The organism is Bradyrhizobium sp. CER78 (genome assembly GCF_029846235.1).
Lineage (GTDB): Bacteria > Pseudomonadota > Alphaproteobacteria > Rhizobiales > Xanthobacteraceae > Bradyrhizobium.
In genome coordinates, this window is record NZ_JARVWP010000001.1 from 431,001 (window position 1) to 443,689 (window position 12,689).

Annotated in this window: 11 protein-coding genes; 6 read left to right on the forward strand and 5 right to left on the reverse strand. The window is 65.9% G+C overall.

Annotated features, from left to right (window positions below):
* Positions 1–12 precede the first annotated feature (12 nt).
* Together scpA and QDT69_RS01890 are read left to right on the forward strand one after the other, a co-directional pair.
* On the forward strand, positions 13–2,172 hold the full coding sequence (gene scpA / locus QDT69_RS01885; protein ID WP_279704965.1) for a methylmalonyl-CoA mutase: 2,160 nt from the start codon (positions 13–15) through the stop codon (positions 2,170–2,172).
* Positions 2,173–2,243: 71 nt separating this feature from the next.
* Complete coding sequence (locus tag QDT69_RS01890) at positions 2,244–3,008, forward strand: DUF3298 and DUF4163 domain-containing protein (protein WP_279705177.1); 765 nt, start codon at positions 2,244–2,246, stop codon at positions 3,006–3,008.
* A 6-nt stretch (positions 3,009–3,014) separates the two neighbouring features.
* Here the strand turns inward: QDT69_RS01890 and QDT69_RS01895 are convergent, their stop codons facing one another.
* Positions 3,015–3,494 (reverse strand): SRPBCC family protein, encoded by a 480-nt coding sequence (locus QDT69_RS01895; protein ID WP_279704966.1) that lies wholly within the window; start codon positions 3,492–3,494, stop codon positions 3,015–3,017.
* Positions 3,495–3,656: 162 nt separating this feature from the next.
* On the opposite strand from QDT69_RS01895, the gene meaB reads away from it, so the two are divergent.
* From meaB to QDT69_RS01910, 3 genes are all read left to right on the forward strand, one after another.
* Complete coding sequence (gene meaB, locus QDT69_RS01900; RefSeq protein WP_279705178.1) at positions 3,657–4,649, forward strand: methylmalonyl Co-A mutase-associated GTPase MeaB; 993 nt, start codon at positions 3,657–3,659, stop codon at positions 4,647–4,649.
* A complete protein-coding gene (locus tag QDT69_RS01905; RefSeq protein WP_279704967.1) occupies positions 4,646–5,293 on the forward strand; it encodes a pyroglutamyl-peptidase I in 648 nt (215 codons plus the stop codon). The genes meaB and QDT69_RS01905 overlap by 4 nt, the downstream gene beginning before the upstream one ends.
* A gap of 299 nt (positions 5,294–5,592) precedes the next feature.
* Positions 5,593–6,963: a TIGR03808 family TAT-translocated repetitive protein gene (locus QDT69_RS01910; protein WP_279705179.1), complete on the forward strand. Its 1,371-nt coding sequence runs from the start codon at positions 5,593–5,595 to the stop codon at positions 6,961–6,963.
* A gap of 26 nt (positions 6,964–6,989) precedes the next feature.
* Here the strand turns inward: QDT69_RS01910 and QDT69_RS01915 are convergent, their stop codons facing one another.
* From QDT69_RS01915 to QDT69_RS01930, 4 genes are all read right to left on the reverse strand, one after another.
* Complete coding sequence (locus QDT69_RS01915) at positions 6,990–7,484, reverse strand: TIGR03809 family protein (RefSeq protein WP_279704968.1); 495 nt, start codon at positions 7,482–7,484, stop codon at positions 6,990–6,992.
* Positions 7,485–8,045: 561 nt separating this feature from the next.
* The gene (locus QDT69_RS01920; RefSeq protein WP_279704969.1) at positions 8,046–9,722 is read right to left on the reverse strand and encodes a S8 family serine peptidase; all 1,677 of its coding nucleotides are present in this window, start codon (positions 9,720–9,722) and stop codon (positions 8,046–8,048) included.
* Between the two features lie 37 nt (positions 9,723–9,759).
* Positions 9,760–10,509 (reverse strand): hypothetical protein, encoded by a 750-nt coding sequence (locus QDT69_RS01925; RefSeq protein ID WP_279705181.1) that lies wholly within the window; start codon positions 10,507–10,509, stop codon positions 9,760–9,762.
* Complete coding sequence (locus QDT69_RS01930) at positions 10,509–11,078, reverse strand: sigma-70 family RNA polymerase sigma factor (protein WP_035652535.1); 570 nt, start codon at positions 11,076–11,078, stop codon at positions 10,509–10,511. Before QDT69_RS01930 ends, QDT69_RS01925 begins: the two co-directional genes overlap by 1 nt.
* Before the next feature lie 418 nt (positions 11,079–11,496).
* Between QDT69_RS01930 and QDT69_RS01935 the strand changes: the two genes are divergently transcribed.
* Positions 11,497–12,645, forward strand: coding sequence for a GGDEF domain-containing protein (locus QDT69_RS01935; RefSeq protein WP_279704970.1), 1,149 nt, complete (start codon positions 11,497–11,499; stop codon positions 12,643–12,645).
* The last annotated feature ends 44 nt before the right edge of the window (positions 12,646–12,689 follow it).

The window sequence follows — 12,689 nt, forward strand, 5'->3', positions numbered from 1 at the left end:
GGAAGCCAAGGAATGACCCGCATTCCCAATTTCGCCGATGTCGCCTTCCAGCCCGTCGCCACCGCGATGCCGACCGCGAGCGCCGAGCCGTGGCTGACGCCCGAGGGCATTCCGGTGAAGTCCGTCTACGGCGAGGCCGATCTCGCAGGCATCGACTTCCTCGAGACCTGGCCGGGGATCGCGCCCTATCTGCGCGGCCCCTACCCGACCATGTATGTCAACCAGCCCTGGACCATCCGGCAATATGCCGGGTTCTCCACGGCGGAGGATTCCAACGCGTTCTATCGCCGCAACCTCGCGGCGGGCCAGAAGGGCCTGTCGGTGGCGTTCGACCTCGCCACTCACCGCGGCTATGACTCCGATCATCCGCGCGTCTCCGGCGACGTCGGCATGGCCGGTGTCGCGATCGATTCCATCTACGACATGCGCACGCTGTTCGCCGGCATCCCGCTCGACCAGATGAGCGTGTCGATGACCATGAACGGCGCGGTGCTGCCGATCCTCGCGCTGTTCGTCGCCGCCGCCGAGGAACAGGGCGTGCCGCCGGAGAAACTGTCGGGCACCATTCAGAATGACATTCTGAAAGAGTTCATGGTGCGCAACACCTACATCTATCCGCCGGCGCCATCGATGCGGATCATCTCCGACATCTTCGCCTACACCTCGCAGCGGATGCCGAAATACAATTCGATCTCGATCTCCGGCTATCACATGCAGGAGGCCGGCGCGACGCAGGACCTCGAGCTCGCCTATACGCTCGCCGATGGCGTCGAATATCTGCGCGCCGGCCTTGCCGCGGGCCTCGACGTCGACCGTTTTGCGCCCCGCCTCTCTTTCTTTTGGGCGATCGGCATGAACTTCTTCATGGAAGTCGCCAAGATGCGCGCGGCGCGGCTGCTATGGGCCAAGCTGCTGAAGCAGTTCAATCCGAAAGACCCGCGCTCGCTCAGTCTGCGCACGCATTGCCAGACCTCGGGCTGGTCGCTGACCGCGCAGGACGTGTTCAACAATGTGATGCGCACCACCATCGAGGCGATGGCGGCGACGCAAGGCCACACCCAGTCGCTGCACACCAATGCGCTCGACGAGGCGCTGGCGCTGCCGACCGATTTCTCGGCGCGCATCGCCCGCAACACGCAATTGTTCCTGCAGCAGGAGAGCGGCACCAACCGCATCATCGATCCCTGGGGCGGCTCCTACTATGTCGAGCGGCTGACGCAGGATCTTGCGGAAAAGGCCTGGGGTCACATCCAGGAGGTCGAGGCGCTCGGCGGCATGGCCAAGGCGATCGAGGCCGGCGTGCCGAAGCTGCGCATCGAGGAAGCCTCCGCCAAGACCCAGGCGCGGATCGATGCCGGCCGGCAGGCGGTGATCGGCGTCAACAAGTTCAAGCCCGAGAATGAGAGACCGATCGACGTGCTCAAGGTGGAGAACTCCACCGTGCGGCGGTTGCAGATCGACAAGCTGGCGCGGCTCAAGAAGGAGCGCAACCAGAAGGACGTCGATGCGGCGCTCGCCGCGCTCACCCGCTCGGCGGGCGAAGGCAACGGCAATCTGCTGGCGCTCGCCATCGATGCCGCGCGCGCCAAGGCAACCGTCGGCGAGATTTCGGACGCGATGGAAAAGGTGTTCGGCCGCCACCGTGCCGAGATCAAGTCCATCACCGGCGTCTACAAGCGAGAGGCAGCGGCGATGTCCAACAAGGTCGAGAAGGTGCAGGCGCTGATCGACGCCTTCGAGGAGGCCGAAGGCCGCCGTCCGCGCATCCTGGTCGCGAAGATCGGCCAGGACGGCCATGACCGCGGCCAGAAGGTGATCGCATCAGCGTTCGCCGATGTCGGCTTCGACGTCGATATCGGGCCGCTGTTCGCAACCGCCGACGAGGCTGCGCGCCAGGCGGTCGAGAACGACGTCCACATCCTCGGCGTCTCCTCGCTCGCCGCGGCGCATCTGACCGCGGTGCCCGAATTGAAGGCCGCGCTGAAGAAGCACGGCCGCGAGGACATCATGATCATCATCGGCGGCGTGGTGCCGCCGCAGGATTACGATGCGCTGTACAAGGCCGGCGCCGAGGCGATCTACCCGCCGGGCACCGTGATCTCGGATGCCGCCGAGGAGTTGATCCACAAGCTCAACGCCCGGCTCGGCCACAGCGAGGCGGCGGCGGAGTAACGCTGCCGTATCCCCTCTCCCATCTGGAGTTTCCCATGCGCGCCGCTCGCTTGATGACGCCTGTCCGCATCATGGGCCTCGCCGGCCTGATGGCCTGTCTCTGCCTTCCGGCGCGCGCCGCCGATCAGAAGCCCGACGCCAGCATCAAGAATGCGAGCATCGAGGCGAGCGTCTATCTCGACGACAAGATCAAGGCCGATAGTACGCTGGCGGCGGATTGCCTCGCCGAAGGCAAGAAGTGGATCGACAAGAACGCCGCCGAGGCTGCGACCGACCGCAAGCAGGAGCCAGATCTCTTCAAGGAACGCGGCGGCTATTCTTTCGAGCGCAAATATTCGGTGCGCTCCGTCGTCGATGGCCGCTATGTCAGCGTGCTGCGCGATGACTACATGAACACTCTGGGCGCGCATCCGAACTCCGACGTCAACACCATCCTGTGGGACACGGCCGAGAAGAAGCGCATCAGCATCCGTCCGTTCTTTGCCGAGACAGCAGACAACGGACCCACCCTGACGGCGATGCGCAAGGCCGTCGTCAGCGCCTTGAACGCCGAGAAGAAACGGCGCGGCGCCGGCGAGTCCGCGACCGCCGAGTGGTACAAGGAGCTCAGGCCGACCCTGCTCAAGATCGGCGCCGTGACGCTGGCGCCGTCGAGCGAGGCCGGCAAGAGCTCCGGCCTCACCTTCCACTACCCGCCTTACGCGGTCGGCCCCTACGCCGAAGGCCAGTATGTGATCTTCGTGCCGTGGCAGACGCTGAAGCCATACCTGACGCCGGAAGGTGCAAAAACCTTCGCCGGCGCGCGGCCGAAGGACGACGCGGACGATCAGCAATAGCGCCCTTCAGGGGATCGCGACCTCGCGGCGCGCCAGCGCCCGGATCAGCGAGTCTGTCCAGCCCGGAATCCAGGCTTGGAACTGGCTGTGCCAGCGATCGGCATCGCCGGGCGCCGTATCGAGCTTGACCGACCATTCGATGAAGGTGCGGTTGCCCTCGATGATCGGGAGCAGGTGCATTGTGCCCTCATAGCCGGTCGGTTTCGGTGCGTCCGCCCCGGTATCCTGCGGGAACGGCAGTGGCTCGATGCTGGCATAGGTCAGCGAATGCTGGGTGTCCGAGTGACCGGCAAGGCGTTGCCTGACCCACAGCCCGAGATAGCAGAAGCGCCTGATCGCACCGATCTCGTCACCGCTCCTGTCGTCCTCGATCACGCTTTCGCTGACGCCGTCGATATAGGCCGGATAGTTGTTGAAGTCGCGGATCAGCGACCACACCGTATCGAGCGGGTGATCGAGGACGGTGCTGTAATAGGCTCTGGTCATGGCAAGCTCCGGAAGCTTGATCCGCGGTCGTGGCGGAACATCAGCCTGATCTAGCGAACGAACGTCGGGTTCACCCACCCGATTTCCGATCCCAACAATCGATCCGGGATGACGGGGCACTCGGCTCTCGCCTGCAACAGGCGGCCGTTGTAAACCATGGCCATGACTGCGCCGAAGACTGCCTCCCCCGACATCCACGCCCTCGCCCAGCAGCTCCGCGCCGGCCACCGCGCCGCGCTGGCGCGGGCGATCACGCTGGTCGAGAGCCGGCGTGCCGACCACCAGGCCGCAGCGCGCGAGCTGGTGCAGGCGCTATTGCCCGACACCGGCAAGGCGGTGCGGGTCGGCATCACCGGCTCGCCCGGCGTCGGCAAATCGACCACCATCGATGCGCTCGGCATGTTCCTGATCGAGGGCGGCCACAAGGTCGCGGTGCTCGCGGTCGATCCCTCCTCCGCGCGCACCGGCGGCTCGATCCTCGGCGACAAGACCCGGATGGCGCGGCTCGCCATGTCCGACGCCGCGTTTATCCGCCCCTCGCCTTCGTCAGGCACGCTCGGCGGCGTCGCGGCGAAAACCCGCGAAGCGATGCTGTTGTGCGAAGCCGCCGGCTTCGACGTCGTGCTGGTCGAGACCGTCGGCATCGGCCAGTCCGAGACCGCAGTCTGCGACATGACCGATTTCTTCCTGGCGCTGATGCTGCCGGGCGCCGGCGACGAGTTGCAGGGCATCAAGAAGGGCCTCGTAGAGCTCGCCGACATGATCGCGATCAACAAGGCCGACGGCGACAACCTCAAGCGCGCCAATCTCGCCGCCGCCGACTATCGCAGCGCGCTGCACATCCTGGCGCCGCGCTCCGAGCACTGGCATCCGCCGGTCGAGACTTATTCCGCGCTGACCGGCGCCGGGCTCGACAAGCTCTGGCAGAAGATCCTCGACCACCGCACCGCGATGAACGCCTCGGGCGAGTTCGCAAGCCGCCGCCGGGAGCAGCAGGTTAAGTGGATGTGGTCGATGCTGGAGAGCCGGATGATGGCGCGGCTGCGCTCGGACACGGCGATCCGCGCCAAGGTGAAGAAGATGGAGGCCGAGGTCGCCGGCGGCCGCATCTCGCCCGCGGTCGCCGCCGAGCAAATCGCGGAGATGCTGCATTGAGCGGGAAGCTGCGCATCCTCGTCACCGGCTTCGGGCCGTTCCCGGGTGCGCCGTTCAATCCGACCATGCCGCTGGTAAAGCGGCTGATCGCTCTGCGCCGCCCGGCCTTCGACGACGTTACGCTGTCGAGCCACATCTTCGACGTCACCTACGCGGCCGTCGATCGCGAATTGCCGGAGCTGATCGCAAGCCATCGCCCGCAGGCGCTATTGATGTTCGGCCTCGCCGGTCGCAGCGCTCATCTGCGGATCGAAAGCCGCGCCCGCAACGCGGTGACGACGCGGTTTCCCGACGCCGGCCGCCAGCATGCGCGCAAGGGATCGATCGCAGGCGGTGCCGATGCGATGATGTTCGGGTCGCACAGCGAAAGGTTGCTGCGGGCGGCGCTGGCGACGGGCATCGATGCACGCGCATCGCGCGATGCCGGCAGCTATCTCTGCAACTACCTGAGCTGGCGCGCGATCGAGGCTGTGAACGGCGATAACGGCTTGCACCTTGCGCAATTCGTCCACGTTCCGCCGCTTGCCCACGACGGAACGGCTGCAGCGGGCAAATCGTCCATCACGCTGGAAGCGCTGGTCGATGCCGGCGAAGCCATGCTCCTGGAGTTCGTGAAACTGACGCGGCAGGCCGTGCGCGCGTGAGCTAGATGGATTGGACGATGTAAGTGTCGCGAGAATGCAGCGGATGATCCGCAGCTCGCGCAACATACTCGCTGTCGTCCTGGCGAAGCAATCCATTTTGCCACAAGCGGAGAAATCGATCGCTTCGTCGCTATCCCTCCCCGCAACGACGGCGGAGAGCCATCAGTTCCACCCGCGATTAACCCTACCGCCAACTATCGCCCGGCTGCGGCGGCGTGTTCACCATGCCGCTCCGCATTTCGCGCTACCACTCGACTCGCGAACGTCACCGCTCGCGAATGTTTGCGAGGGCCATGCCCATGGACGTCAACCGCCGCCATCTGATCGGAGCATCCGCCGCCGGCGCAGCCGGCGCGCTGGCGATGTCGCCGGATGCGGTGCGCGCCGCGCAATCTGCCGGCTCGCTCGGCCGCGACGTCACGCAGTATGGCGTCCGACCCGGCAGCCCCGACGATCAGACCCGCAACCTGCAACGCGCGATCGATGATGCCGCGCGCGCGCAGGTGCCGCTGGCGTTCCCGCCCGGCGTCTACCGCAGCGGGCTATTGCGGCTGGCGCCCGGCAGCCAGCTGATTGGCGTGCGCGGCGCGAGCCGGCTGGTGTTCAACGGCGGTGCCTCGCTGCTGGAGGCCGAAGGCGCCGGCGGCATTGTCCTCATGGGCCTCACCTTCGACGGCGGCAACGTCCCGCTGCCGGCGCGGCGCGGCCTTGTGCATTGCCTGGCCGGCCGCGACATCCGCATCACCGATTGCCAGGTCACCGGCAGCGGCGGCAGCGGCATCTGGTTCGAGCAGATGTCGGGCGACGTCAGCAACAACGTCTTCATCGGCATCGCATCGACGGCATTGGTGTCGTTCGACGCGCTCGGCCTGATCGTCTCGCGCAACACCATCAAGGGCACCAGCGACAACGGCATCGAGATCCTGCGCACCGCGATCGGCGACGACGGCTCGATCGTCGCCGACAACCGCATCGAGGACATCAAGGCCGGCCCCGGCGGCTCCGGTCAGTACGGCAACGCCATCAACGCCTTCCGCGCCGGCAACGTGATCGTGCGCGGCAACCGCATCAGCAATTGCGACTTCTCGGCGGTGCGCGGCAACTCCGCCTCCAACATCCACATCACCGACAACAGCGTCAGCAATGTCCGCGAGGTCGCGCTCTACTCGGAGTTCTCGTTCGAGGCCGCTGTGATCGCCAACAACACGGTCGACGGCGCCGCGATCGGCGTCTCGGTGTGCAATTTCAACGAAGGCGGCCGCATCGCAGTGGTCCAGGGCAACATCATCCGCAATCTGTTGCCGAAGCGCCCCGTTGGCACCGATCCGAACGACGGGGCCGGCATCGGCATCTATGTCGAGGCCGACAGCACCGTCACCGGCAATGTGATCGAGAACGCGCCGACCTTCGGCATCGTCGCCGGCTGGGGCAAGTACCTGCGCGACGTCGCGATATCGGGCAATGTCGTCCGCAACACGCCGATCGGAATCGGCGTCTCGGTGGTGCCGGGCGCAGGCTCCGCGCTGATCAACAACAACATGATCTCGGAAACCCCGCGCGGCGCAGTAGTCGGGCTCGACCACGCCCGCCCCGTTACGTCAGACCTGTCGGCGGCCGGCGCCCAGCAATATGCGCAGCTCGTGGTCGGCGCCAACGCGGTGCGGCGCTAGAGGTCGATCCGGAACAGTGCGTCCGCCTACAGCGCGTTGCGCAGCAGCGGATAGCGTCGCTGGATGGTGTCGAGGTCAAGCACCGGCGGCGGCATCACCGGAGGGGGCATCTCCAGCGGCGGCGCGTCGGCGACCACGGGCGGCTGCTCAAGCACCTCGGCCGCCGTCTCAAACGCGGCAGCAACCGCGGTCATCGCAGCCTCCGCCAGGGTCGCGGCCTCCGCGCGGCGCTCCGGCATCGGCGAGATATCGGGCGGCGGCAGCTTCGACTTGCCACGACCGAGCCAGGACAGGTCGATCGGCGAATTTTCGAGCGAGGCTTCGCGGGTCAGCAATTCCCGCCAGATGTCGACCGCCGCTCGCGCTTCCCTGATGTTCTCGAGAAAGGCCTGCTCGCTGTGATAGCGGCGCCAGCGTCCGGTCTCGAACAGCTCGTTGAGGTGCTCCAGCCTTTGCTCGGCGAGGTTGCACCAGCGCGCAACGATCTCCTGGCCTCTGGCCACGTCGGTCCGATGTGTCATTGAATTTGCCCGCAGGGAAAGAAACGGACGCAGACGCAACCGAACCGAATCAACTGGACGTGACACTGATATTCTGTGGAAAAGGTAAATAAAGTCTAACTAAATTCTTAATCGGCGGCGGGCGATCAAAGAAGTCCGCTCTACTACGGAGTTTCTTGAGCGAACCTTCGTCAAGTCATCGACTTGCATGATGGCGATGCGCGTCGCTTGCCGACGCGGCGCAGCCAGATGATCCACAGCAAATCGGTGCGGCCATCGCGCCCCGTGATGCCCTCGCGATCACGCCGTGCAGCGTCGGATGCGTTAGCCGCGTTCGGTCAGTCGGTCGTGCAAGGTACCCCCTAAAATGAAAGACCCGTCCGGGGGGACAACCGGACGGGTCAAAGCCATATGGGCGCTTGGGGTGGATGGGCGCTCGCGCCTGATATAGCCGGGGAGGGATAAACCGCTCCCACACACATAAGTCGTGAGAGGAAGGCGGACGTTCAAATCGTCGGCGATTTTTTTAACCTTTTCGCCGCCCGGTTCCATCGCACCGCTGCAGGCGTCCGGCGCCGAAAATCACTGCGCCGCCCGGTGATTTGCAGCGGAATCATCAGATGCGACCGACGGCGCGGCGTCATTCAACGCGCGGCTCACGGAAGTGTTATTGCCGTCCGGCGTCGGCGCGGGCTGCGGCGGTTTGTCCACCGCCGACGCGACCGGTGCGCTGGTCGCCGCGATCACCGCGGCAAGTGCGTCCGCCTCCCCGGCCCCGAACAGATCGTCGCGCCCAAGTGTCCCGAGATCGCGGGCTGTGCTGGTCAGGACCTTCCGCACGTCGGCGGGCTTCAACGCCGGACCGCGCTCCAGCACCAGCGCCGCGATACCGCTGACGAACGCGGCCGAAAACGAGGTGCCCGACATCAGCTGGTACTTGCCGTCCGGCACCGGCACGAGGAGGTCGGCGCCCGGTGCCGCCAGCGCGACATAGCTGCCGCGGTTCGATGCCGCCATCAGCCGGTCGCTGGCATCGATGCCGCTTACCGCGATCACGTCGGGATAGGCGGCCGGATACAGCGGCGGCGATTTCGCGCCGGCATTGCCGGCCGCGGCGACCAGCACGACGTCCCTCGCCGCAGTGGCGGCCACCGCGCGCTCGACAAGTGCGTCCTTCGGTCCGGCAAAGCTCATGTTCACGATCTGCGCGCCGTGCGCCACCGCGTAGTCGAAGCTCCTGAGGATGACATAGGAGGTGCTCTCGGCGCCGCCGGCAACTGCACCGAAGGCGCGGATCGCCAGGATCCGCACTTCCGGCGCGCTCCCCGTCAGCCTTATGCGCGCGGCGATTGCGCCGGCGATGGCGGTGCCGTGGGCATGCGGGCCATCCTTGCTGCCGAGCGCATCGAAGGTGTCCGCGACCGTGTTCGCCAGCTCCGGATGGGCGGCGTCAATTCCGGAATCGATGACGGCGATGGTGACATTCATTCCGCGCGCCAGCCTGTGCGCCTCGGGCAGATGCAGCTGCGTCTGCGCGTATTGCGCCGGATCATTGCCGCCCGATGGCTTCTGGTCCTGGAGCGCGTAACGGTAGTTCGGTTGCACCGAGCGGACGCTGCTATCGTTTGCGAATTCGCGGCTCACGGCATCGGCCGAGCGATCGCCGGCCATGCGGAACAGGCCGATGGTCGCCCCCAGCAACGGGATATTCTGCGAGGCGATCCGCCTTAGGCCATGGCGGCGCGCGAGCGCATCGGTCTGGGCCTCGGTCAAGGCGCCGTCGATCTCCGCCACGAGCTCGTTCGGCACGGTTCGCTTGCCCGCCACGTCCTGTGCGCGCGTGCCGCCACCGCCGGGCCTGCCCTTCCTCGCCGCGCCCTTGCCGCCACCGTTGCCGGCGACCGTCCGGTCGGAGCATTGGCCGCGGTCGCCGTCGTTGCAGCCGGCGGAGAAACGGGGTGTGTAGTGTGGCGACCGCATTCCCGATCGCGGCCCCTCGTCGGTCCAGGACCCAACCGGGCCGCGGTCGGCCGACAGCGGTGTGCGGCCGGCCATGCCGCCGAACCCGCCTATGGTGTTGCCCCCGGCCCTGCTGATGCCGGGATTGACCCGCGCGCCGAGCGACATTTGTGGCCCGCCGCCAACAGGCGATCGCATGAAATTCTGGGCGTAGGCCGAAGGGGACAGGCAAACCAGCAGCAACGCCGCGGCCGCGACGGCCGCTCTGTTCGTCGATCTGGTCCGGCCGTTGGCGGTCATCGTGACCTCAAGTCGGCGCAGAACCGTCAGCCGCAGTCTACGGCGTCTCCACCGCGAGGCTGACGATCTTCTCTTTCTGCAAACGGGCAATCAGCGACGCGACGCTGTCCTTGTCCATCGCGCGGAACTGCAGCCGGAACATGCCGCCCTTCCCGTCGACGATCGAGCCCTGGTAATTCTCCAGCAGCGACGTGATGTCGGCGATCCTGGCATCCGGCGTGAAGCGCACCAACAGCCGCGTCGGCGTGGCTGCCACGCTGGCAGCGAGGTCGCGGGTGATCGGCGCACTCGGGGCTGCGCTAGGCGCAATGGCCGCGCTCGGCGCGCTGCGCTGTTCGGCGACATCGAGCGAGGCGGTCTGGAACGAGGCCGGCTGGCTGCGCATCAGCACCGCGCCGATCACGGCGGCCTGCAACAGCACCACGAGCGCGCCGAGGCTCGACGACCACGCTAGCGTCCGCGGCGACAATTTCGAAAAGAACTCCGAGATCCCGGCCGACATGCGCGCGCCCGCCGACGGCTTGCGCTCCGGCTCGGCATCGATCGCGGCAAACAGCTTCTGCATGGCGCGCGCGGAGGGCGCACCGAGGCTCTCGTTGAGGCCGATGGTCTCGGCATATTCCTCGCGGATGACGGCGTACTGCCGGGCGAGCTCCGGGTCGGAGGCGAGCGCGTCCTCGACGCGGCGCGCGTCACGCGCATTCAGCGTGCCGGCCGCGTGCCAGGGCAGCAGCATCTCGACATCGTCAGGTTCTTGACCCCGCACCTTCTTGTTGCTCGCAGCCATCATGGCCAACCTCGCTCGACACCGGCTGCCTTCAGCAACTCGGCAAGTTTCTTGCGCGCATAGAACAGGCGCGTCTTCACGGTGTTCTCCGGAATCCCGACGATCTCAGCGACGTCTTCCACGGATTTCTCGTGATAGTAGACAAGATCGACGATCTCCCGGTGTTCCGCTGACAGTCCCGTCAGGCACTTACGCAGCGTCGCGCCGGTGTCCTTCTTCTGCACTACCGTTTCCGGATCGTCGGACGTATCCTCGATCGCGTTCGCGGCCTCATCGTCCAGTTCGGCGTCCTTCCTTCGCCGCAGCGAAGACAACGCCTTGAACCGGGTAATCGCCAGAAGCCAGGTTGAAACGGCGGATCGTCCCTCAAACTTGCCCGCCTGACGCCACACGTCCAGAAAGACCTCGCTGATGAGGTCCTCCGCCACCTGTTCGTCCCGCACGAGCCGAAGCCCGAAGCGGTACACCCTGACATGATGCCGTCCGTACAGCACCTGCATGGCGAGCCGGTCGCCTTGAGCGATCCGAGCGATCAGAACCTCGTCTGAAGCCGCCTGTGTCGCGCTCAATGGCCGTCTCGCAAAGTTGGTCTGAGGGGGGTGGCGCGTGGTTCGACGCGAGAGCCAAGATTCTTCACATTACGGCAATGTCCAGACCGCATGTGTGATCTATGACACAGTCGACGATCCGAATGAGGAAAAATCGCCAGAGACTCGACAAGCGGTATCATAACACCAAAAACTCTCGCGGACGCCCACCGTCCGGCCGGACCATATCAAGCCTAGGCCGGCAAGCCAGCGCCGTTGCGAAGGCTGCATCGGCGCGAGCTCGCGGCAGGCGCGCTCCCGATCCCTCCCGGTGAACGGATTCCCCTTATGAAACAAGGGTGATGACCGGGTTCCACCGGAGTAGATTCGGTTCCGAAAGATACCAAACCTAAAGGCTTTCCCACTTAGATTTTCGCCGGATTTCACCAATGGCGAGACCATGGGCAGCGCTGCGTCGTCACTTCCCAGCCCGATCGCGGGCGCATCGGAAAGCGGTCGTCCCAGGCTGACCATCGAGCGCCTGGCGCGGCGGGCCAGGCAGCGCCGCCAGATCCAATCGATGATCGCCGCCTGCTTCGTGCTCGATGCCGCCGTGCTGCTGATCTACGCGCATACCGGCACCACGTCGGTCCTGGTCGCGGCGAGCTATGCCCTGACCGGCCTCTTTCTCGTCGCGGTCTATGTGCTGCTCTCGGAGCGCGGCTTTCACGAGCGCTTCCGCGACCACTACCTGGTCGCGCCGCAATCGGCCGTCAACATGGTGAACCTGCTGGTGTTCACCTACATCGCGCCGGAAGTCGGCGTGCTGTTCCTGTGCAACCTGTTCGTGGTGTTCGGCTTCGGCGCGCTGCGGACCTCGGCGCGCCAGACCGCTGTTGTCTGGACCATCATGGTGCTGGGCCTCGCTGCGCTGTTTCTCGGAACCGACAAGGCGATCGGGATGCCGACCGGCACCCGGATCGACCGCCTCGCCACCATGCTGGTATTCGCGCTGACGATCGGGCGCTGCATGTATCTCGGCATCTTCTCGAGCTCGATGCAGCAATCGCTGTATCAGAGCGGAAAGAAGCTGAAGGAGGCCTACCGGCGCATCGAGGAGCTCGCCGAGCTCGACGAGTTGACCGGCACCTCCAATCGCCGCAGCATCATGCGGACGCTCGAGGACGAGATCGCGCGGTGCGCCCGCAACGGCAGCTCCTGCGCCGTGGCACTGATCGACCTCGACCATTTCAAGCGCATCAACGACGTCTACGGCCATCCCATCGGCGACGAGGCACTGCGCACCTTCGCGATCGGCATGTTCGCCAATCTCCGCAGCATCGACCGCTTCGGCCGCTACGGCGGCGAGGAATTCCTGCTGGTGCTGCCCGACCTGTCGCAGGATCAGGCGATGCGCGCGCTCGAGCGGCTGCGCGCCATCATCGCCGATCTCGACTGGGGCGCATTCTCGCCCGGCATGCGGGTAACGATCTCCGCAGGCGTCACGACGCTCAAGCCGAACGAAAACTCCGACACATTACTTGCCCGCGCCGACGGCGCGCTTTACGCAGCCAAGGCCAGGGGGCGCAACCGCATCGCCAGCGCCTGAAATCCTTTCATTTCCTATTCGGCGCCGGAGAATCCGTCGCCATC